The 19,898-nt window shown below is 66.5% G+C and carries 14 protein-coding genes; 5 read left to right on the top strand and 9 right to left on the bottom strand.

Features of this window, described 5'->3' with window-relative positions; translation table 11 throughout:
* Window positions 1–519, top strand: coding sequence for a DinB family protein (locus IDT60_RS07830; protein WP_191081480.1), 519 nt, complete (start codon window positions 1–3; stop codon window positions 517–519).
* A 15-nt stretch (window positions 520–534) separates the two neighbouring features.
* On the opposite strand, the gene IDT60_RS07825 is transcribed toward IDT60_RS07830, so the two are convergent.
* The 4 genes from IDT60_RS07825 to IDT60_RS07810 all read right to left on the bottom strand — a co-directional run bounded on the left by IDT60_RS07825 (window position 535) and on the right by IDT60_RS07810 (window position 8,045).
* Window positions 535–1,527, bottom strand: a complete 993-nt coding sequence (locus IDT60_RS07825) for a GNAT family N-acetyltransferase (protein WP_191081479.1) — start codon at window positions 1,525–1,527, stop codon at window positions 535–537.
* 74 nt (window positions 1,528–1,601) lie between these two features.
* Window positions 1,602–5,366, bottom strand: coding sequence for a thiol reductant ABC exporter subunit CydD (gene cydD / locus IDT60_RS07820; protein ID WP_191081478.1), 3,765 nt, complete (start codon window positions 5,364–5,366; stop codon window positions 1,602–1,604).
* A gap of 6 nt (window positions 5,367–5,372) precedes the next feature.
* Complete coding sequence (gene cydB / locus IDT60_RS07815; protein ID WP_164200767.1) at window positions 5,373–6,422, bottom strand: cytochrome d ubiquinol oxidase subunit II; 1,050 nt, start codon at window positions 6,420–6,422, stop codon at window positions 5,373–5,375.
* Window positions 6,423–6,443: 21 nt separating this feature from the next.
* Complete coding sequence (locus IDT60_RS07810) at window positions 6,444–8,045, bottom strand: cytochrome ubiquinol oxidase subunit I (RefSeq protein WP_164200769.1); 1,602 nt, start codon at window positions 8,043–8,045, stop codon at window positions 6,444–6,446.
* Between the two features lie 262 nt (window positions 8,046–8,307).
* On the opposite strand from IDT60_RS07810, the gene IDT60_RS07805 reads away from it, so the two are divergent.
* Both IDT60_RS07805 and IDT60_RS07800 read left to right on the top strand, forming a co-directional pair.
* Window positions 8,308–8,694: a BlaI/MecI/CopY family transcriptional regulator gene (locus tag IDT60_RS07805; RefSeq protein ID WP_164200771.1), complete on the top strand. Its 387-nt coding sequence runs from the start codon at window positions 8,308–8,310 to the stop codon at window positions 8,692–8,694.
* A 6-nt stretch (window positions 8,695–8,700) separates the two neighbouring features.
* Window positions 8,701–9,684 carry a M56 family metallopeptidase gene (locus IDT60_RS07800; RefSeq protein WP_191081477.1) on the top strand — a complete coding sequence of 328 codons (984 nt, stop codon included), beginning with the start codon at window positions 8,701–8,703 and terminating at the stop codon, window positions 9,682–9,684.
* Between the two features lie 117 nt (window positions 9,685–9,801).
* Here the strand turns inward: IDT60_RS07800 and IDT60_RS07795 are convergent, their stop codons facing one another.
* Window positions 9,802–11,910: a type IIA DNA topoisomerase subunit B gene (locus IDT60_RS07795; RefSeq protein WP_191081476.1), complete on the bottom strand. Its 2,109-nt coding sequence runs from the start codon at window positions 11,908–11,910 to the stop codon at window positions 9,802–9,804.
* Window positions 11,911–12,167: 257 nt separating this feature from the next.
* Between IDT60_RS07795 and IDT60_RS07790 the strand changes: the two genes are divergently transcribed.
* On the top strand, window positions 12,168–12,389 hold the full coding sequence (locus IDT60_RS07790; RefSeq protein WP_164200777.1) for a hypothetical protein: 222 nt from the start codon (window positions 12,168–12,170) through the stop codon (window positions 12,387–12,389).
* Between the two features lie 186 nt (window positions 12,390–12,575).
* On the opposite strand, the gene IDT60_RS07785 is transcribed toward IDT60_RS07790, so the two are convergent.
* From IDT60_RS07785 to IDT60_RS07770, 4 genes are all read right to left on the bottom strand, one after another.
* Entirely contained in the window at window positions 12,576–13,895 is a 1,320-nt protein-coding gene (locus tag IDT60_RS07785) for an RNA polymerase sigma factor (protein ID WP_164200778.1), read from the bottom strand.
* 242 nt (window positions 13,896–14,137) lie between these two features.
* Window positions 14,138–15,412, bottom strand: coding sequence for a DUF4192 domain-containing protein (locus IDT60_RS07780; RefSeq protein WP_191081475.1), 1,275 nt, complete (start codon window positions 15,410–15,412; stop codon window positions 14,138–14,140).
* 93 nt (window positions 15,413–15,505) lie between these two features.
* Window positions 15,506–16,855: a nitrate/nitrite transporter gene (locus tag IDT60_RS07775; protein WP_164200782.1), complete on the bottom strand. Its 1,350-nt coding sequence runs from the start codon at window positions 16,853–16,855 to the stop codon at window positions 15,506–15,508.
* Between the two features lie 91 nt (window positions 16,856–16,946).
* Window positions 16,947–17,885, bottom strand: coding sequence for a proteasome assembly chaperone family protein (locus IDT60_RS07770; RefSeq protein WP_164200784.1), 939 nt, complete (start codon window positions 17,883–17,885; stop codon window positions 16,947–16,949).
* 257 nt (window positions 17,886–18,142) lie between these two features.
* Here IDT60_RS07770 and IDT60_RS07765 point away from each other — a divergent pair, with 257 nt between their 5' ends.
* Complete coding sequence (locus tag IDT60_RS07765; protein ID WP_191081474.1) at window positions 18,143–19,666, top strand: leucyl aminopeptidase; 1,524 nt, start codon at window positions 18,143–18,145, stop codon at window positions 19,664–19,666.
* Window positions 19,667–19,898: the final 232 nt, after the last annotated feature.

Genomic DNA, 19,898 nt, shown 5'->3' with positions numbered 1-19,898 from the left:
ATGCCTATCATTCCTGATCAGAAGGACTGGACCTGGGTGCTCTCGCGGCCGTGCCCGGAGTGCTCCTTCGACGCTTCCACGGTCACCCCGTCCACCGTGCCGGGCACCGTGGAAAGCATGCTGCCACGCTGGCGGGCCCTCCTCCGCCGGCCCGAGGTGACGGAACGCCCGGACGAGGACACGTGGTCGGCCCTGGAGTACGCCTGCCATGTCCGCGACGTTTTTGCCCTGTTCGACCAGCGGCTGAACCTGATGCTCGAATCCGAGGACGCGCGGTTCGCGGACTGGGACCAGGACCTCACCGCCGTCGAGCAGGACTACGCCAATGCCGATCCTGCGGTGGTCAGCGCCGAACTGACGGCCGAGGGCGAGCAGATCGCTGCGTCGTTCGCGGGCGTCCGCGAGTCGGAATGGGGCAGGAAGGGCCTGCGCAGCAACGGCTCGGAGTTCACCGTCCTGACGCTGGCACAGTACTTCCTGCACGACGTGGTCCATCACCTCCACGATGTGGACGGCTGAGTCGTGGACGGCTGACTACAGAGCCTTGTCCCAGGCCATGCTTTGGTTGACCGCGCGGTAGCCCATCTTGGTGTACAGGGCCAGGGCTCCGGTGGGATTCTCCGAATCGACATCCAGTGATGCAACGTGCATTCCGGCAGCCGTGAAACGGCGCATGGCATCGGCCAGCAGCGCCTGGGCGATGCCGCGTCCCCGGTATTCCCGCCGTACCCCGAGCAGCTCGGTGTAGCCTTCGCGGTATCCGCGCTGGACCGCGATGTCCGGATCGTGGCTTGCGAGCTGGTAACCGGCCACCTCACCGGTAGCGCTGTCCAAGACGACGGCGCTGAGGTCCGGACGCGCCTGCGGGTTGCTTACGGTGAAGGACCAGGATTCCTCGTCGCGCGGTTCGCTGCCCCAATGGTCGAGGAAGGACGCATTGTGTGCCAGCCGGACCTGTTCGTGCAGCTCCGGCGCCATGGCGGCCAGCTCCAGTCCGCGGTCCAGGACGGCAGCGGGCAGCGGCTGGTCCAGTGGCCTGTGCATTTCATTGAAATACCGGACCACCGTATAGCCGCCTGTTTCCAGCAGCCGGGCCTGGTGACCGTGCTGCTGCTCGGTCCCGATCCTGAGGCGGGGCGGTCCCTGCGCCGGGCTGCCGGCAGCGTCGTCGGCGAACCGCTCCCGGGTCCGTTCCTCCAGCCAGCCAAGCAGTGCCGTTCCCACGCCGCGGCGCTGCCAAGCCGGGTCAACGCACCCAAAGCCGTGTGCTTTGTCCCCGCCCGGGTTTTTCGAGATCCTGGCATAAGCGCGGATGACGCCGTCGCCGTCCACGCCGAGGACCGTGTGGCTGGCCACGGGGTTCTTCCGGGAGGCAACGTGCTGCTGCAGGTCCGCTTCCCGCTCGTACCAGACGGGGGTCTCGACGGCGGCGGTCCGGGCGATCAGGGCCGCCCACCCCGGGACGTCGGACGCTGCCGCCGGCCGCCACTGCAGTTGCGGAAAGTCCACCCTTGGCTCCTGGTTCATGGCAACAGGCTATGCCATGAGGCGGTGACATCCGGCGAAGGCCTCCGGCGAAGACACCCGGCCTTCGAACCGGCCTAGCGCACGCTCTCTTCCGGTTGCAGAAGCCGCGCCTTGCCCGCGGCACCGGTCAGTGAGGCTGCGGATAAGTCCAGGAGCGTGTCGGCCGGGTTGATGTCGGCCGGGTTGTGGGTGACCATAACCACCGTCCGGTCCTTGAGGCCGGCGCGCAGGTCAGCCAGCATGTCCCGGCCTGCTTCCGCGTCCAGGTGGGCCGTGGGCTCGTCCAGCAGGATCACCTCGGCGCCTGTCAGGATGGTCCGGGCCACGGCAAGCCGCTGCCGTTCGCCGCCGCTGAGGAACGAGCCGCCCGGACCGATCCGGGTGTCCAGCCCGTCCGGCAGCCGCGACACCAGGGCATCGAGGCCGACGGCGGTCAACGCAGCTGCCAGCTCGGCGTCACCGCTGCCGGGAGTCCCGGAGCCCGGCGTGCCGGTGCCCGCTGTGCCGGAGCCTCGCGTGCCGGTGCCCGCTGTGCCGGAGCCTCGCGTGCCGGTGCCCGCTGTGCCGGAGCCTCGCGTGCCGGTGCCCGCTGTGCCGGAGCCTCCGCCGGCGGTGGCGCCACCGGACGAAGTGTCCTTCCTGCCCGCCGGGAGGCCCAGCAGCAGGTTGCCGCGAAGGGTCGAATCGAACAGGTGTGCCTCCTGCGGGCACCAGGCTGCCGTGCCGGTCACCGCGGCCCGGCCGGTCGAGGCCGGAAGGAAGCCGAGCAATACGGCGAGCAGGGTGGACTTGCCGGAGCCGGACGGTCCGGTGACTGCCAGCCAGCTGCCTGGCCCGGCCGTGGCCGACACACCGGCGAACACCGGCGCACCGCCCGGCCACGCCGCACTGAGCTGTGTCAGCTCCACGCCGGGAACCGCACCCGGGCGGGACGGAACCGCATGGATACCGTCGACTTCCGCGGCGTCCGCTGCGCCGGAGGCAGCTGTCCCCGAATCCCCTGTACCCGAACCCGAAGTTCGGGAATCCGAGGTTCTGGAATCCGCAGCGCCGGCATCCAGCACGCCGGACTCGGCCACCCTCCGCATGACTGCACGCAGCGCGGGGTACTGGCGGACCGCCGTCGTCATGGCGGCGTAGGGTTCCACCAGGGCCAGCTGCAGGAGCACGATGACCGCAGCCGTGGCGGGCTCCATGGTGCCGGCGATGACCTGGGGCGCGGTCAGTACGGCCGCGGCCAGGGCCGCCGTTCCGCAGGCCGCCACCGTGATGGCCTGGCCGAGGCCTTCGGCCCAGGCAGAGCGCTGCGAGGCTTTGGTGGCCGCACGGTCCTCCGCACGGAGCGCGGCAAGCACTGCCGCGGCGATGCCGTTGGCGTGCAGTTCAGCCCTCGCGTCCAGGGCGGCGGAGGTGCGGCGAAGGACGCCGGCCCGCAGCCGCTGTTCAGCGGTGGCCGAGCGGCGGTCGCCCCACAGCGCCGCCAGGGGCGCCCCTATCAGGCTCAGTCCGGCCGCGATGGCAACGGCCGGCAGTGCGGCCGGGGCCACCAGCGTTGTGGCCAGGAGCGCAGAGCCGCCCACGGCGAGCGCCGTGACGGGCGGCAGCACAACGCGCGGAAGCAGGTCCCGGACGGTATCGACGTCGTCAATCACCGTGCCGAGGACGTTGCCGCCCTGCAGGAGCCGCCGCAGCGACAACGCCTTCCGGCTCAGGGATTCCCACAGCCGGCCCCGGAGCCGGGTGAGGGCCCCAAAGACTGCGTCATGGAGCAGGAGCCGTTCCCAGTAGCGCAGGACGGCCCGGCCGATGCCGAAGAACCGCACGCCGACGATGGCCGTGAGCAGGTACAGGATGGGTGGCTGCTCGCTGGCCCTGATGATGAGCCAGCCGGAGAGCCCGGACAGGGCCACGGCGAAGATGGCGGCAAAGGTCCCGACGACCGCTGCGGCGGTGAACCGGCCCGCGACGGGTGCCAGGAGCCCGGCCAGAAGCCGGTTTGTACGCACAGCCCGTGTACCGGCCACCGGCTGGAGTGCGTGCGGGGCAGCCGCGGGGCTGTGATGGTTCCCGGAGCCATCCTCCGCTGCACTGTCATGGCCCGGGTGCTGCCCGGCGGGGCCCGGCATTCCGGTGACGCCGGACGGTGCCGTGACGCCGCGGGCAGAGACGGGCACCACATGGTCAGCCAGTTCGCGGGTCTGTTGATCGTGGGCCACCAGGATGACAGTGACCTGTCCCCGGAGCGCACGGATTGAGTCCTGCACCAGCGCCGCCGACGCGCCGTCCAGGTGGGCGGTCGGCTCGTCAAGCAGCAGGACGGTGGCCCCCGCACGCAGCCGCGCCAGCCCACGCGCCAGCGCCACGCGGCGCAGCTCCCCCGGGCTCAGTTCAGCCGGATGGTGGCGGGCAAGGTGGCCAGCAGCAGCCGCGGCCAGGCATTCCCGGGCGGTTTCCTCAACCAGCCGCTCGTCCGCGCCGGCCGCAGCAGCTCCTGCCCGGCGGTTGCCTGTTCCGCCACCCACGTACAGGATGATCTCGTCGAGGACGGATTCCGCGACCATGACCGGGTGCTGCGGAACCCATGCAACGGACTCACGGTCCAGTCCGGCAAGACGCCCGGCCACAGCGGTTCCGCCGCCGTCGCCCACGGTTCCGGCCAACACACCAAGGACAGTGCTCTTGCCCGCACCGCTGGGCCCGTCCAGCGCCGTGATCTGACCCAGCGGGGCGGTAAAGCTCAGGGGCCCGACGGCGGCAGCGGACCGTCCTGCATACGTGACCGTGAGGCCGGTGACCACCACTCCCGGCGGGGCGGGAGCGGAGAGGCTGCCGCCGTCGTCGTGCGCTGCAACGGCAGCCGCGGCATCCGCGGCCGGTTCCACACCATCGGCAGGCAGCGGCTGCGGTTCGGGCGCATCGGTGACCGCCCGCGTGGCGGCGAGCGCAGCCCGGCCGTCATCGCTGGCGTGGTGCGCGGTGCCCAGCTCACGGAGCGGAAGGTAGCAGTCCGGGGCCAGGATGAGGGCCAGCAGGCCTGCTTCGAGGGCCATGTCACCGTGCACCAGGCGGACGCCGATGAAAACGGCCACCACAGCCACCGAGATGGTGGCTATGAGTTCCAGGGCGAGCGCGGACAGGAACGCGGTGCGCAGCGTCCCCATGGTCCGGGAACGGTATTCCTCGGAAATCTCCTCAAGGGCCTTGCGCTGCGATGTGGCACGGCCCAGGCCCACCAGGACGGGCAGTCCCTTGGCCAGCTCCAGCATGTGGGCGGACAGGCGGGTGAGTGTTTCCTGGGCTTCGCGGACGTGGTCCTCGGTGTACCGGCCGATCAGCACCATAAACAGCGGGACGAGCGGAACCGTCAGCACAACCACCACGGCGCTGACCCAGTCAGCGAAGAGGATACGCGCCCCGAGCAGCAGCGGGATCGTGGCACAGTTCACGAGGGCCGGAAGGAACTGCGTGTAATAGCTGTCCAGCGCATCAAGTCCCCTTGTGGCCAGGACCGCCAGGCCGCCGTCGGCAGGACCGGTGCTGCGGGCACCGTTCCGCAGGGCGCGTGCCAGCAGCTCTGACCGGAGTTCCTCCTTGATGCCCAGGGCTGCGCGGCGCGCGGCGATGCCCTGCGCCCACACCGTGGCGGACCTCAGGACAACGCCGGCCAGCCCCCAGGTCAGCTGGTCCTGCCACGAGCCGTTGCCGGTGGCCAGGCCGGCGAGCATCGCAGCCACCGCCTGCCCCATCAGGACCAGGGAGAGGGCCTTCAGTGCTGCGAGCAGGCCGAGCCAGTAGATGGCGGAACGGGTGGCCGGTCCGGCAGGAAAATCCGGGCGCAAACCGGGTCAGCCCTTTGTGGTGAAGGCCCTGACGGCGATGGCCGGCAGGAAACTGTGGGCGGCGGGAATGTGGGCGGCGCTGACACGGCGGCGGAACACCCAGTACGTCCATGCCTGGTAGACGATCACCAGGGGCAGGCCCACGGCGGCCACCACGCTCATCAGTCCGAGCGTGTAGTCGGAGGACGAGGCGTTGGCGATGGTCAGGTCGAACGCCGGGTCAAGCGTCGAGGGCAGCACCACCGGGAACACCGCGCCGAAGATGGACGCGCTGCCCAGGAGGAGGAAGGCCCCCATCGCGATGAATGCCCTGCCTTCAGCTCCACGGCGTGCCAGGAACCAGGAGGCCACGGCCGCCACGACCGCAACAAGCACCGCCGCCCACGTCCACGGCTTGCCTTCCAGGAACTGGATGGTCAGTGCCCAGGCCGCGATGGGAAGCAACAGGACCGGCAGGAGCCGGACAAACCAGGCGCGGGCACGGTGCCGCACGTCGCCGTCGGTCTTCAGGGCCAGGAATGCCAGGGCATGCAGCAGGGAGAACCCCACCACGGCAAGCCCGCCCAGGACGGCGTATCCGCTGAACCAGGCCATGGCACCGCCTTCACGGTCGCCGTTGGCGTTCAGCGGCAGGCCGGTGGTGGTCAGTGCAAGGGCAGCGCCCACACCGAACGCGGCGAAGAAGGAACCCAGCGCAATGGCCCAGTCCCAGCGGGTGCGCCAGCTGGCGCTGTCTACCTTCCCGCGGTATTCGAAAGCCACCGCACGGAAAATGAGGGCCACCAGCACCACCAGAAGCGGGAGGTAGAGGGCGGAAAACAGCGATGCGTACCAGAGCGGGAATGCCGCGAAAGTGGCGGCCCCGGCCGTGATCAACCAGACCTCGTTGCCGTCCCAGACCGGACCAACAGTGTTCAGCAGTACCCTGCGCTCGGTATTGTTCCGGGCGAACAGCTTCATCAGCATTCCTACGCCGAGGTCAAAGCCTTCAAGGAAGAGGTAGCCGGTCCAGAGCACCGCGATGACGATGAACCAGATAGTGGGCAGCAGTTCCATCTCGAATATCCTCTGCTCTTCTTAGTAGGCGAATGCCAGGACGTCGTCCGCGGACTTTGTGGTGCCGGTGCCATCGGGTCCCGGCGTGGCGTCCTCGTTTTCGTCCACGGGGGCATGCGCCAGTTCCGGCATGGCGGACACCACGCCGCCGCGGACGTACGTGACGAGGAGTTTGACCTCCACCACCAGCAGAGCGGCATAAACGAGGGTCAGCACGATCAGGGAGGTCAGCAGTTCACCGGCCGACACTCCGGGCGACACTGCGGCCGCGGTGAACATAAACACCTGGTCAATGCCGTTCAGGTCCGGGTTCGGTGCCACCACGAAGGGCTGCCGGCCCATTTCGGTAAAGATCCAGCCCGCGGCGTTGGCGCCGAAGGGGGCCAGGATGCCGAACACTGCCAGGCGCATCAGCCACGGCGATGCGGGGACGGTGCCCTTCCTCGTCAGCCAGAGCGCCACCAGGGCGGCCAGCGCGGCCAGGCCGCCGAAGCCGATCATCATCCGGAAGCCCCAGTACGTAACTTCCATGACCGGGACGTACTCGATTTCCTGGCCGGCCCGCTCGCCGTAGATCGGGCTGTCCGGCAGGTGCGTTCCGTAATCGGCCTTGTACTGGTCCAGGAGACCGTTGACGCCCCTGACCTCGGTGGTGAAGTCGCCGTTGGCGAGGAAGGACAGGATGCCGGGGATCTCGATCACGGCAACGATGTCATCGCAGTTCTTGGACCCCAGGTTTCCGACGCTGAGGACCGAGAAACCGGTGCCGTCATGGCAGGCGCCCTCGGCCGCGGCCATCTTCATGGGCTGCTGCTCGAACATGAGCTTTCCCTGCAGGTCACCCGTGAGGGAGGTTCCGGCGAAGGAGATCATGGCGACGACCGCACCGATCCGCAGTGAGCGGATCCAGACGTTGTAGTCGGTCCGGTCGCGGCCGGGAATGGCCGCTTCCCCGGGAACAACCTTGCCGTCGGGCCCGATGGTGTCGATGCCGTCCTTGCGCCGGCGCCAGAGGTGGTACCAGGCGATGCCCAGGAGGAAGCCGCCGGCTACGGCCAGCGCTCCCATCAGCGTGTGCGGGAAGGCCACCAATGCGGTGTTGTTGGTGAAGACGGCCCAGGCGTCCGTCATGACGGGCCGCCCGTCGATGATTTCTGCGCCGACGGGGTGCTGCATCCAACTGTTGGCCACGATGATGAAGTAGGCGGAAAAGACCGAGCCGATGACCGCGATCCACAGGCAGGCGAGGTGGATGGCGGGCTTCAGCTGCTTCCAGCCGAAGATCCACAGTCCCAGGAAGGTGGACTCAACGAAGAACGCCAACAGCGATTCGAGGGCGAGCGGAGCCCCGAAGACATCACCCACGAACCGGCTGTATTCGCTCCAGGCCATGCCGAACTGGAACTCCTGGACGATGCCGGTGGCTACGCCCATGATGAAGTTGATCAGGAACAGCTTGCCCCAGAACTTGGTCATCCTGAGGTATTCGTCCTTGCCGGTGCGATGCCAGATTGTCTGCATCACGGCCACCACCAGGCCAAGGCCGATGGTGAGGGGCACCATCATGAAGTGGTAGACGGTGGTGATGCCGAATTGCCAGCGTGCGATTTCCAGAGCTTCCACAGCAGTCCCTCGGGTTGGCGTTCAACTCTTCTACGGTTTGTAGAACAATAACTTCTACAGAGTGTAGAACACCGCCGGGGGCAGTGTTAAACCAAGAGTTCCAGCTCACAACGGCTTCCACAAGGCGGCGGCGCGCCAGGTGTTCTACCGTACGTAGAAACTCAGCAAAAAAACAGGTAAATTTGGTTATGTATCTGTAGCGATCATGTGCAGGCACCGCGGCGACCAGCCGCCGGATGCGGAAATAAGAAGGATGTAGGCAATGGCAAGTCTTGGGGAACTGGAACGGGCAGTGATGGATCTGCTCTGGGCGGGCCACGAAGCAGCCACCGCAAATACCCTGCGTGACAAACTGGCAACAACCACCGAGGCAAAAGGGGACGCCGCAGGCCATGAAGGCAAGGAACTTGCCGTCACCACGGTGCTCACCGTCCTCTCACGGCTGGAGAAGAAGGGCCTCGTTGAGCGGGAGCGCGGTACCAGGCCGCACCGCTACCAGGCTGTTTCCAGCCGGGAAGAACACACTGCCGAGCTGATGCACGAAGTCCTGGGCTCCGCCCCGGACCGTGAGGCGGTCCTGGCACGGTTCATCGGGTCCGTTACGGAAAGTGAAGCCGAAACACTGCGCAAACTGCTCGGCCACGTCTAGCGGGCCATGTTCTGGACCTCATACCTGCTGGCGGTCCTTGCGATAGTCCTGGCGTGGCCAGTGCCTGTCTTTCTTTCCCGTGCCCAGTGGCCTGCCCGGTCGCCGTTTACCGCGATGCTCCTCTGGCAGGCCATTGCCCTCGCCGGCGGGCTGTCCATGATCGGGGCCATGCTGGTTTACGGCCTCGAGCCGGTGGGCGACAACCTCATCGCCGGCTTGCGGGCACTCGCGGGAATGGTGCTCTTTAACGCGCCCACCACGGCCCTTGGTTTCTGGCACCTGTTTGCCCTCTCCGCAGCAGCCCTGCTGACCGCACACCTCGTCTTCACCCTGCTGCTGACGTATTACAAGATCCAGCGGCAGCGGCGGCGGCACCGTGAACTGCTGGCGCTCCTGGCCTCACCTTCCGCGGAAGGGACGGGCACCGTGGTGATCAGCCACGACTCACCGGTGGCCTATTGCCTGCCCGGCGGCGCACGGTCCGTGACTGTGCTTTCGGACGGCCTGATGGCCGCCCTTGAACCGGCCGAACTGCGGGCCGTGCTCAGCCATGAGAATGCCCACCTCAACCAGCGCCACCACCTCCTGCTGTGGGCCTTCGCGGCCTGGCGTCAGGCACTCCCCTGGCTTCCCACCACCCGGCTGGCCCAGGAATCAGTCAACTCACTGATCGAGATGCTGGCCGACGACGTAGCGCTGAAGACTGAGAGCAAGGCAACGCTCATCAAGGCAATCGCGATTGTGGCCAGCGGTTCAGCCGGCGGAGGTTTTCCGCCCGGCGGCCAGGCCGGCCTTGCACTGGAGGGACTGGAAACGGCGGCCGGTGTCACCGGCTCGGACTCGTTCCGCACCACGGCTTCGCGCGTCAGCCGGCTGCTCTCGCCCCGGCCCCCGCTGTCTGCGATTGCCCGCGGGGCAGTGCTGGCGTGCTGCGTCCTGCTCCTTGCCGTGCCCACGGCGCTACTGATCGTGCCCGGCCTGCTGGGCTGACACAGCCGGGCCGCTGGGCTGACACAGAGGCTCATCGATTGCTCCGCAAGCGCCCTTTTGAGCGCTCAAAAGGGCGTTTGCGGAGCAGTCGATGGATCAGGCTGACCCTGCCGCCGGTCAGGCGTCGATGCGTTCCCGGTCCAGGCTGGAGGCACCGGCGATGATGAAGTCCTTGCGCGGGGCGACGTCCGAGCCCATCAGCAGGTCAAACGTGTCCTCTGCGTGCTTGGCGTTCTCGATTCCCACCTTGCGCAGGGTCCGGTGGCGCGGATCCATGGTGGTCTCCGCGAGCTGTTCCGCATCCATTTCACCCAGGCCCTTGTACCGCTGGATCGGTTCCTTGTAGCGCTTGCCTTCCTTGGCGAGCCGGGCCAGCAGCACATGAAGTTCGGCCTCGGAGTAGGTGTAGATCATTTCGTTGGCTTTCTGGCCCGCGTTGATCACTTCAACCCGGTGCAGCGGCGGGACGGCGGCGAAAACGCGGCCCTCGTCGATCATCGGCCGCATGTACCGGAAGAACAGGGTCAGCAGCAGCGTCCGGATGTGGGCGCCGTCGACGTCGGCGTCGGTCATCAGAATGACCTTGCCGTACCGTGCGGCGCTGATGTCGAAACTGCGGCCCGAACCAGCACCCACCACCTGGATCAGGGCCGCGCATTCCGCGTTGGAGAGCATGTCCCCCACGGAAGCCTTCTGGACATTCAGGATCTTGCCGCGGATGGGCAGCAAGGCCTGGAAGTCCGAGGACCGGGCCAGCTTGGCCGTACCCAGCGCTGAGTCACCTTCGACGATGAACAGCTCGGAGCGTTCGACGTCGTCCGTCCGGCAGTCAGCGAGCTTGGTGGGCATGGAGGACGTTTCCAGTGCATTCTTGCGCCGTTGGGTCTCCTTGTGGACGCGCGCGGAAATGCGGGACTTCATCTCGCTGACGATCTTTTCGAGCAGCAGCGCCGAGTGGGCCTTGTCGTTGCGGTTGGCGGAATTCAGCTTCGCCGTGATCTCCCGCTCCACCACCTTCGACACGATGGCCCGCACAGCGGAGGTGCCGAGGATTTCCTTGGTTTGACCTTCAAACTGCGGCTCGGCCAGGCGGACGGTCAGGACTGCCGTCAGCCCCGCGAAGATGTCATCCTTCTCGATTTTGTCGTTGCCCGCCTTGAGCTTGCGGGCGTTGGCCTCCACCGCTTTACGGAAGGTCTTGACCAGGGCCTGCTCGAAGCCCGACTGGTGGGTTCCGCCCTTGGGGGTGGAAATGATGTTCACAAAGGTGCGGACCGTGCTGTCATAGCCGATGCCCCAACGCAGGGCCACATCCACTTCGCAGTCGCGCTCCACTTCGGCGAGCTGGCTGTGGCCGCGCTCATCGAGGACCGGGACGGTTTCCTTGAACTTCCCTGAACCGTGGAGCCGCCAGACGTCGGTGACGGCGGGATCGGCGGCGAGGAATTCGACAAACTCGGAGATGCCGCCGTCGTGGTGGAAAACCTCCTCGTGGGGACCCGCTTCGCCGGGGGTGCCGGCGAGCCGGCGCGCATCGCGGACAGTCAGCTTGAGGCCCGGCACCAGGAAGGACGTCTGCCGTGCCCGGGCAGCAAGTTCGTCATACGAGAACTTCGCGTCAGGGGTGAAGATCTGGCGGTCTGCCCAGTAGCGGATCCGCGTTCCGGTCACACCCCGTTTGGCCTTGCCCACCACGTCGAGCACGGAGCCGTCCACGAACGGGGCAAACACCGCTGCCGGGTCAATCTTGCTGCCCTGGTCCTGGAAGCGTCCGGGTTCACCGCGCCGGAAGGACATCTTGTAGGTCTTGCTGCCGCGGTCCACCTCGACGTCCAGGCGGGCGGACAGCGCGTTAACCACGGAGGCACCCACGCCGTGCAGGCCGCCGGAGGCGGTGTAGGAGCCGCCCCCAAACTTGCCGCCGGCGTGCAGCTTCGTGAAGACCACCTCGACGCCGGTAAGGCCCGTCTTGGGTTCCACGTCCACGGGAATGCCGCGGCCGTCGTCGTGGATTTCCACCGAGTTGTCCGCGTGCAGGATGATTTTGATGTCGTGACCGAAGCCCGCCAGCGCTTCATCCACAGAGTTGTCGATGATCTCCCACAGGCAGTGCATCAGGCCGCGGGAGTCGGTGGAGCCGATGTACATGCCGGGGCGCTTGCGGACGGCTTCGAGGCCTTCCAGGACAGAAAGGTGCCGGGCGGTGTAATCAGAACTTGGTGCCACGGGTTGTGAACTCCTTCAGTGACGGAACATCTGGCGCTGCGGACGCACGTTCAAGCCTAGTCGGAGCGGCAGCGGGGAGCCTCCTAGCCACACCTCACCGAGGCTGTGGGCAGGGCCACTCGTAATGGTTCCGTGACACGAACCTGCGTCTTGAGACGTTCTTGTGGCTACGCGGACAGCGAACTTGACCCGTCCTTGCAATGGGTTTGATACGAATGCTGGTTATATAGACATACAGATCTACTAAGGAGGCCGACATGACTACAGCAGTGGCAGACCGCACACTCAACGCACTGGACCGGTGCGATCGTTGCGGGGCTCAAGCATACGTCCGCGTTGTACTCGAGACCTCCGGCGGTGAGCTGCTCTTCTGCGGCCACCATGCCCGTGCAATCGAGGCGACGCTCAGGCCGTTGAGCTCCGATTGGCACGATGAGACAGGCAGGCTTCACGAGAAGGCTCCCGTAGCCGTCGACTGACCTGACAAGCACAAGAACAGGACCTCCTCCCTTCGGGAGGGGGTCCTGTTCTGCGTTCAGCCCCAAGACGGGGCAGGCCCGGTGGGGGCCCTGACCGTAGTACACAAAAGAAACGCGGAGTCAGTTCCGGCCCGTGCATCCGAAAATGCCGGGCGGGAGCTGACCCCGCGTTGCGTGGGCCCTGATCTAGTCCAGGTAGTCCCGGAGCACCTGCGACCGCGAGGGGTGGCGGAGCTTGGACATGGTCTTGGACTCTATCTGGCGGATACGCTCACGCGTGACGCCGTATACCTTGCCGATTTCGTCTAAAGTCTTCGGCTGGCCGTCAGTCAGGCCGAACCGCATGGCCACCACACCGGCTTCGCGTTCGGAGAGCGTGTCAAGCACCGAGTGCAGCTGTTCCTGCAGCAGGGTGAAGCTCACGGCGTCGGCGGGAACCACGGCCTCGGAGTCCTCAATGAGGTCACCGAACTCGGAGTCGCCGTCCTCGCCAAGGGGGGTGTGGAGGGAGATCGGCTCGCGGCCGTACTTCTGGACTTCGACGACCTTTTCCGGGGTCATGTCCAGTTCGAGGGCAAGCTCCTCGGGCGTGGGTTCGCGGCCGAGGTCCTGCAGCATCTGGCGCTGGACACGGGCCAGCTTGTTGATGACTTCCACCATGTGCACCGGGATACGGATGGTGCGCGCCTGGTCGGCCATGGCGCGGGTGATGGCCTGGCGGATCCACCACGTGGCGTACGTGGAGAACTTGAAGCCCTTGGTGTAGTCGAACTTCTCCACTGCACGGATCAGGCCAAGGTTGCCTTCCTGGATCAGGTCCAGGAAGAGCATGCCGCGGCCCGTGTAGCGCTTCGCCAGCGAAACCACGAGGCGGAGGTTGGCTTCGAGCAGGTGGTTCTTGGCACGCTTGCCGTCGTGGATGACAAACTCAAGCTCACGCTTGAACTTGGGGTCCATCGAACCGTCGTCGGCGTTGATCTTCTCTTCGGCAAAAAGGCCGGCCTCGATACGGAGTGCGAGATCGACTTCCTGCTCGGCGTTGAGCAGCGCGACCTTACCAATCTGCTTGAGGTAGTCCTTAACAGGGTCTGCCGTGGCGCCGGCGGACATTACCTGCTGGACAGGTGCATCGTCGTCATCGGCATCCGAGTAGACAAAACCCTTGCCTGTGGCTGCTGAAGCGGCCTTGGCGACGTCGATTTCGCCGTCATCGACGGCGTCGGCGCCTTCGAGGATGATGTCATCGGGATCTTCGATATCATCCTCATCGGAATCCGATGCGCCACGCGCGGCTTTACCGGCAGCTTCGGCAGCAGCTTTGGCGCCGGGCTTAGGCCCGCGCTTCTTGGGCTCAGGCTTGCCGTCCACGGCGCTGTCACCGGTGGCGTCCTTGACGGCTTTATTGGCTGCCCGCGTTGCTGCTCGCTTAGCGTTCGTTGCAGCCTGCTTCTCCTCAGGGGACAAGTCCTGGGCGGCGGGATCCTTCTTCGCGGAAGACGGGGTCACAGAAAACCTTTCTAGCGGCGGTCTGTGGAATCACCATACGGGCAACACCACTATGACCCTGTCAAGTCCGTGATCAACATCAGGTGCGACCACGGCCGGCAGAGTCTACAAGTAGAACTGCCGGGGAGGCTGTAATGTTCCCGAAAGGGCACTATTACACGCACTTGATACACGGACCCAACCGGGTCTCGGCAACCATTGTCTCACGGTTTTCCCTGACCGGGCTCAAGACGCAGCAGGACCTAGGCCGCGTCAGGTTCGAAGCGCCGCCACGCGGCCTCCTTCCGTGCAGCCCAGCCGCAGATGGTTCCACGCCGCACCAGTTCCAGCATGAGTTCCGCCAACCGGTAGCCCGGAACGTCCTCGAGCGCCTGCCCGAGATAGGCGGCAGCGTAGGATCCACGGCCCCGGCACCAGGCAATCCAGCCCCTTCCGGTCAGCGCAGCAGCACCCGGCAGCCCGCCGTAGGCCGAGAGTTGTGCCATGACGGCATCCAGGCTGTTCAGTCTGTCCCACGCGGGAATATACGGCTCGAGCCCCAGCAGGACCTCGCCATACCCGGGAACGTCCCGCCCGGCAGAGGTTTCTATCCGGGCGGCGTCCCCGCTGCCCGGGCAGCGGCCGGCGACGGCAGCTTCTGCCCTGCTGGTGCCGTCGGCTTCACCAGCGGTCCCGTGGCCCGGGCGGACAGGTCCCACCGGCGCAAGGGCACTGCCGGGTTCGAAGATGCCGAAGGCTTCGGCTCCCGCCAAGGCCGCAGGTGTCCCGGCCGCAGCCATGACCAGGACTGCGTCGCGCCAGGCCGGCACACTGAGTGAGGCCCGGAGGAACGCTACATCGTTTGCCGGCAGCAGGTGCCCGGCATCGTTGGTCAGCACGGACTCCCACAGGTCCAGGAGGATGCCGAACTGTTCACGGCTCCCCCGGCGCCGGTCCAGTTGCGCCGCCCATGCCGCCTCCGACGCCAGCACCGCGGCGCGTTCCTCGTCGGACACCGCAGCCACCGGACGGGTTCCGTTCTCCGGCGACGGCCCCACACTGCTGCCGCGGTAGACCATTTCGGCATTCAGCATGCTGTCCCGGATGGCCTGAACGGACTTGCCCCGGGCCGGGCAGCACGCCAGGTCAGTGCAGTGGGCATCGCGCCAGTAGGTGTCTCCCACGTACCAGGCGTCCCGCACGGTCATCCCCGAGGCACCGAGGCGGGCTTCCAAGGCGTCAATCAGCCCCTGGTAGGTGCCGGGCTGTTCGGACCAGCCGTCGTTGGTGAAGATGGCCAGCAGGGCGCCGTCGGCATCTATGTCCGCCGCAAGGTAGTCGCGCACAGTCCGGGCGTAGGCGCGCGGGTCAGCAAGGGTTGCCGGGCCGGGGAGGTCAAGCCGGAGCGTGGCCCCCAGCCGTTTACCGTGCATGGTCATGGCCACCAGGCTGTCTGCCGGCCAATAGCCCAGGGAATGTGGAATGAACCCGAGGATGTCTTCAGGGCTCCGGACGGTCAGGTGTTCTGGAGGTTTCATGACTCCAGCTTTCGCGCATCCGCGTCGGGGCTGAAGCGCCAACATCCACTATGTGAACAACCGCGCCGGGAAGAGCGGTGTTGAGGAGAAGTGTCAGTCTTTGTCTGCGCGGTCCCGTTGCCGCCGGCGGGCCAGGTTCGCCTTGCGCTGCCGGGCCATGGCCTGGAGCAGCGGCGGAACCACCACACCTTCGGTAGCCATCTGGCGCCGGACCTTGCGCCGGCAGGCCAGCATCATGATGGCCCCGAACCCCAACAGCAGGAAATGGACGCTCAGGGCAATCCGGAACGGCTCGAGCCCGTAGAGGACCCCTTGGGAATAGCCGCTGGCCAGCAGGAGGTCCAGCACAAGGCCGATCATAAAGATCGCCACCAGGGCGGCAATGAATCCGCCCACATTAACAATCCCCGTGGCGGTGCCGATCCTGTGTGCCGGGTTGAACGTCCGGGCGAAATCGAAGCCGATCATGGACCCCGGTCCGCCAATGGCCAGCACCACCACCAGGATGGCCAGCAGCCACAGCGGGGACCGGCCCGGCATCAGCAGGACTGCGGCCCAGGCCGCAGCCGTGGCGGCGGAGATCAGCAGCACCATGGTGGACCGGCGGAGTGGATGCCGGGCCACAAAGCTGCCGATGAAAGGTCCGGCGGCGAGTCCGGCGGCCACGTAGAGCGTCATGAGTCCGGCCACGGTTCCGGCCTCCAGCCCTTGACCAGAGATGAGGAACGGATAACCCCAGGTCATGGCGAACACCGTCCCGCTGAACTGGATGGTGAAGTGGCTCCACATGCCCAGCCGTGTCCCCGGCTGGCGCCAGGCGCTGGCGAGGGAAACGCCGGTGGCCCGCAGGCCGCGCTGGACGTCCGGGGTCTCGGTTCCGGGCGGGTGGTCTTTCAGGAGCACTGCCACCAGGACCACCGCCACCCCTGACATCCCGGCCAGCATCAGGAAACCGGGCGTCCAGCCGAAGGAATGCAGGACGAACGCGAACGGCAGGACACTGAACAGCTGGCCCAGCTGGCCGGACATGCCGGTCAGCTGGGTCACCAGGGGGACCCGCCCCGGCGCGAACCACAAGGGGATCAGCCGGATCACGGAAATGAAGGTCATGGCATCGCCGGCGCCCACCAGCACCCGCCCCGCCACGCCCCCGGGGATGCTGTCCGCGAAGGCCAGCTGAAGCTGCCCGAGACCCATCAGGATGGCACCGCCGGCGATCATGGCCCGCGAGCCGAAGCGGTCCACCAGGACACCCACCGGAATCTGCAGGCCGGCATAGACGAGCAGTTGCAGCACAGTGAAGAAGGAGATGGCGGAGGCACTGGCGTTGAACCGTTCGGTCGCTTCAAGCCCCACCACGCCGAACGAGGTGCGCTGGGAGACGGCCACCAGATACGCAAAAATACCGATGGTCCAGATCAGCCAGGCTCGGGGGGAAGTCACTCCCTCATTATGCCCGGGCCTCAGCTCTGACCCGGGCACCCGTCTGCCCAACGGACACACAGCCGGGGCCCGCCCGCCCCGGCCAGGGCGGCTAAGCGCCGGGGTTCTCGCGGGCCAGGTACGCCTCCACGGCGGCGCCCAGTTCATCCCCGTTCGGAAGTTCGTCATTTTCGTCGGCCAGGAGTGAGCGCCGGACGGTGCCGTCGGCCTTCTCGTCGTACCGTTCCTCCAGCCGGGCTACCACTTGGCGAACGTCATCCGAGGCTTCCACCTGTTCGGCGATCTGGCGGCCCACTTCCCTGCCGGCTTCACGAAGCCTGTCGGTGGGCAGCATGAGGGAGGTAGCCGCGCCCAGGAATTCGAGCCCGGCAACGGCGGCCGTGGGGTACTCCGCTTCGGCAAGGTAATGCGGAACGTGGATCACGTAGCCGGCGACGTTGCGCCCGGCGTCCGTCAGCCGCAGTTCCAGGATGTGGCCCACAGCGGCCGGAACATCAACGGTGGGCTTCCACACGGAGATGCCCTCGATGAGTTCAGGCCTGTTGCCGTGGACCGTCACGCCCACCGGGCGCGTGTGCGGCACCGGCATGGGAATCGAGTGGATCCAGGTCACCAGGTTGACGTCAAGCTTTTCCACGATGCCGACGACGGCGCGTGCGAAGCGCTCCCACTGAAGGTCAGGTTCGAAGCCTGCCAGCAGGAGGAAGGGATTCCCGAGCCCGTCCTTCAGCTTGTAGAGGGCCAGCTTGGGCGCCTGGTAGTCCTGGAGGTGATCCTCCACAAAGGAGATGTGCGGCCTTCGCGACCGGTAATCGATGAGCTGGTCGGCATCGAAAACTGCCACCGTTTCAGTGTCGAGTGTGTCCAGCAGCTCCGCATTGATCTGCTTCACCACATGGCCGGCATCGGCGAAACCGGTGAACCCCATCACCAGGTTCAGCCCGCGGAGCGCCGGGCTGTGGAACAGCTCGATGTTGCTCGCATAGAGCGCATCGGGGTCCAGCAGTGAGCCGGAAATCCGTTCAAGCACGGCGTCTTCCTTTCGAGAATTTGGATGGATACGGTGTACAACGCTGTTCGGCCGTCCGGCATTCCAGCGGCCGGTGTGGTGCAGGTCTCACGGGATTCCGCTCCCCCGGCCCCCAGCGGCTACGATCGACAAATGGCCTGCCGGACGACCTTCGCCGGTACCCCGGCTACGTCCCGATCGGACGGCCGCCGGATGTGGCCGAGCGCCAGACATCCATTCCTGCGCGAACAGCCTTTCGAGAATTGAGGACTTACCCTGTGGTCAAGAATACTGAAATCAACCTTAGTACCCTCGCCAAGGACCTGAAGAAGGCCGCTGGCGATGCCATTGTCATCGGTGTGGGCCAGGGACCGGACGGCCCCGTGCTGCTGGAGAACCCGCTGACCGCCAAGTCGGCCGAAGCCCTGGCCGCTTCCCTCAAAGCCCTGGGCGTAACCGGCGCTGCGGACCAGGTGGTCCGGCTTCCGGGGCTGCCCGAAACGGGGGCCGGGGTGCTGGTGCTCGCCGGTGTTGGCAAAATAGCCGCCGGCAAGCCCCTTTCCGAGGAGGCGCTCCGCCGCGCTGCCGGGTCCGCCGTGCGCCAGCTGTCCGGCCTGCCTACCGTGGTGCTGGCATTCCCGACGGCGGGACCCGCCGACGTCGCAGCAGTCGCCGAGGGTGCCGCGCTGGGTGCGTACTCCTTCACTGAGCACCGGTCCAGCAGCGACGGACTCAAGGACCCGGTCCGCAATGCCGTTATTTATACGGACGTGGCCGCCACTGACAAGCTCAATGCGGCCCTGAAGCGCGCCGGCCTGCTCGGCCAGGCAGTTAACGCCACCCGGTCGCTGGTCAACCAGCCGCCCAGCCACCTCTTCCCTGAGTCGTTCGCCGAGGCGGCGAAGGAGCTGTCCAAGGGCCTTCCCGTCAAGGTGACGGTCTGGGATGAAAAGCGCCTGGAAAAGGAAGGCTTCGGCGGCATCATGGGCGTGGGCAAGGGCTCCACCCGCCAGCCGCGCCTGGTGAAGGTGGAGTACTCCCCCGCCAAGGCAACGAAGAAGATCGCGCTGGTCGGCAAGGGCATCACCTTCGACACCGGCGGCATTTCGCTTAAGCCGGCCCTCGGCATGGGCGACATGAAAAGCGACATGGCAGGTGCCGCCGTCGTCCTTAACACGGTGCTCGCGATCGCACGGCTTGGCCTGCCCGTGAAAGCCACCGCGTGGCTGTGCATCGCCGAAAACATGCCCGGCGGCGCTGCATCCCGCCCCGCCGACGTCCTCACCATGTTTGGCGGCAAGACTGTTGAGGTGCTGAACACCGACGCCGAGGGCCGCCTGGTCATGGCGGACGGGATCGTCGCCGCAAGCCGCGAGTACCCTGACGCCATCATCGATGTCGCCACGCTCACCGGCGCGCAGCTTATTGCCCTTGGCAACCGGACAGCCGGGGTTATGGGTTCCGACAGCGTCACCGGTCCGCTCAAGGCAGCCGCCGACCGCGCCGGCGAACTGGTGTGGCCCATGCCGCTGCCCGAGGAACTGCGCGCCAGCATCGACTCCCAGGTGGCGGACCTTGCGAACATCGGCGAGCGGCACGGCGGCATGATGACCGCCGCGGTCTTCCTGCGCGAGTTCGTGGGCAAGGGCAAGGACGGCGAGCAGATCCCGTGGGCCCACATTGATATTGCCGGCCCGTCCTTCAACAACGGCAGCCCGTACGGCTACACGCATAAGCAGGCCACAGGCTGCACCGTCCGGACCCTGCTGGCCTACGTGGAAGATGTTGCCGCGGCGGCCTGAGCCATCAATGCATGCACACGCGGCTTTGTGACACCGGGCTGATCCCTTGGCCACAAAGCCGCGTGACACTCACCACAAGCGCGCCACAAACGCGGCGGCGAGGTGGAGCATGGTTAAGTGGTTCGCTAAGGTGAACCACGGTAGTGACAAATGAAAGCGAACCTGCCTGCTGGCATAATCACGGCAGTACAAGTTCCAAGACCAGATGATGCGCAAAGCTCGCGTCATCGTT

The sequence above is a fragment of the Pseudarthrobacter sp. BIM B-2242 genome (assembly GCF_014764445.1).
Classification (GTDB): domain Bacteria; phylum Actinomycetota; class Actinomycetes; order Actinomycetales; family Micrococcaceae; genus Arthrobacter; species Arthrobacter luteus_A.
This window is presented reverse-complemented; position numbering and strand designations above follow the sequence as displayed.

Excerpts from the sequence above, each read along its gene's own strand:
- IDT60_RS07805 (WP_164200771.1), top strand. The coding sequence starts at position 8,308 with ATGGCAAGTCTTGGGGAACTGGAACGGGCAGTGATGGATCTGCTCTGG.
- IDT60_RS07800 (WP_191081477.1), top strand. The coding sequence starts at position 8,701 with ATGTTCTGGACCTCATACCTGCTGGCGGTCCTTGCGATAGTCCTGGCG.
- IDT60_RS07825 (WP_191081479.1), bottom strand. The coding sequence starts at position 1,527 with ATGAACCAGGAGCCAAGGGTGGACTTTCCGCAACTGCAGTGGCGGCCG.
- IDT60_RS07830 (WP_191081480.1), top strand. The coding sequence starts at position 1 with ATGCCTATCATTCCTGATCAGAAGGACTGGACCTGGGTGCTCTCGCGG.
- IDT60_RS07780 (WP_191081475.1), bottom strand. The coding sequence starts at position 15,412 with ATGAAACCTCCAGAACACCTGACCGTCCGGAGCCCTGAAGACATCCTC.
- cydB (WP_164200767.1), bottom strand. The coding sequence starts at position 6,422 with ATGGAACTGCTGCCCACTATCTGGTTCATCGTCATCGCGGTGCTCTGG.
- IDT60_RS07790 (WP_164200777.1), top strand. The coding sequence starts at position 12,168 with ATGACTACAGCAGTGGCAGACCGCACACTCAACGCACTGGACCGGTGC.